The sequence below is a fragment of the Protofrankia sp. Cr1 genome, assembly GCF_963555865.1.
Lineage (GTDB): Bacteria > Actinomycetota > Actinomycetes > Frankiales > Frankiaceae > Protofrankia.
The window spans coordinates 2,741-3,674 of record NZ_CAUVXO010000657.1; the positions used below are offsets into that span (position 1 = coordinate 2,741).

Consider the following 934-nt stretch of genomic DNA (forward strand, 5'->3'; position numbering starts at 1 on the left):
GCGAGGATGGGTTCGATGATCCGCCGGACGCGCGGGTCGTGGAGCCGGTCGAGCAGGGAGTCCAGGTGCGTCTCGCGCGTGACGATGATCCGTTCGGCGGCCTGGTCGACGTGGTCGCCTGTGATCGTCGTCGTGGGGACCTTCATGCGGTGCACGATCTCGTATGCGAGGGCATTGACCAGCCAAGGCTGACCCATGGTCAGCGCATAGGCGTACTCGACGGCCTGGGGGATGAACCGCTGGCCGGTGTCGGCGGTGTGCTGCCCGTAGAGCTCACGGACCTCGTCGAGGGTGAAGTCGTCCAGCCGCAGGGACGTCACCTTGATGTTGAACGGACTCGGCGACGTCAGCCTGGCCGGATCGCCGTCCGAAGCAACTCTGTAATCGCGGATGTCGCGCAGGCCGCAGAGGGCGATCGACGCGGGGAAGCCGGTGGGGCGGTCGCGGTAACCGTCGCGCAGCTGGCCGAGGACGCTGAGCAGGGTGCGTCCGCCGAGGGCGTCAATCTCGTCGAGGAACAGCACCAGCGGTCGCGGGCAGGCCTCCGCCCAGACGGCGAACGCTTCCGAGAGGAGCCCCTCCGCCCAGCTCTCCGGCCAGGGCGGCGGACGCAGGTCGGCAGGCAGGTTGGTTCGCGAGGTGCGTCGGGCACGCGTGAGGATCGCCCGGGTGGCCGCGCCGACGTCATCCGGCCAGGGCCGGCCCGCCTCCATCGACAGCACGACCGCCGCGTAGCGGCCACTCGCGGTCAGTTCCGCGGCGAGCGCCTGCAGCGCTGTCGTCTTGCCTGTCTGGCGTGGGGCGTGCAGGACGAAGTACTTCTTGGCCTCGATGAGATCGGGCGCCTCGGGGAGCCGCTCCGAGGCCGGGATCATGTAGTGGTCGCTCGGCACGCACGGCCCGGTCGTGTTGAACGAGCGCGTCACCATCCACC

Annotated in this window: 1 protein-coding gene; it reads right to left on the reverse strand. The window is 69.7% G+C overall.

Features of this window, described 5'->3' with window-relative positions:
* Positions 1–934: ATP-binding protein (locus tag U9980_RS27495; RefSeq protein WP_322770590.1), on the reverse strand; the 934-nt coding region annotated here is incomplete at both ends.